Origin of the sequence: Corynebacterium sp. HMSC30G07 (genome assembly GCF_001806945.1) — a bacterium.
GTDB lineage: Bacteria > Actinomycetota > Actinomycetes > Mycobacteriales > Mycobacteriaceae > Corynebacterium > Corynebacterium riegelii.
Window position 1 is genome coordinate 1 of sequence record NZ_KV786476.1, and the last position, 579, is coordinate 579.

The 579-nt window shown below is 57.9% G+C and carries 1 protein-coding gene; it reads left to right on the top strand.

Features of this window, described 5'->3' with window-relative positions:
• Positions 1 to 61: 61 nt before the first annotated feature.
• Positions 62 to 579: IS1634 family transposase (locus HMPREF3104_RS10135; protein WP_371441057.1), on the top strand; the 518-nt coding region annotated here is incomplete at its 3' end.

Below are 579 nucleotides of genomic sequence, written 5' to 3' on the forward strand. Positions count from 1 at the left end.
CCCCGATAAGCTTCGTAAACCCGGGTTTTCCAAAGAACGCCGGGTCGAACCGCAGATTCTGGTGGGACTACTGACAGACGCCACCGGGTTTCCTTTGCATGTCGGGGCGTTTGCTGGCAACTCCGCCGAAACTCACACGATGCTGCCGATGATTACACGGTTTCAAGACGCCTACCAGCTCGACGAAGTCACCGTGGTCGCGGATGCGGGGATGTTTTCCGCGGCGAATAAACAAGCGCTTATCGATGCGGGCTTGCATTACATCTTGTCGGTGAAAACCCCCACCGTGCCCGAGGTGATCGACACCTGGCGCCGCAAGCATCCAGACACTACTTACACCCACGGCCAGATCTGGACACAACTCTCGGCAAGTGACGGTCGCAAACATGCTACCCCGAACTCGGTGACCCACTTCCAGTACTCCCACGATCGGGCCCGGCGCAGCCTGCGTGGTATTGAAGAACAAATCGCGAAAGCCAAACGCGCTGTTGACGGCGAGACCGCCATCAAACGCAACCGTTACATTGACCTTGCTGCCCCGAACAAGAAAGTCAACTACGCCCTCGCTGCCAAGCACCG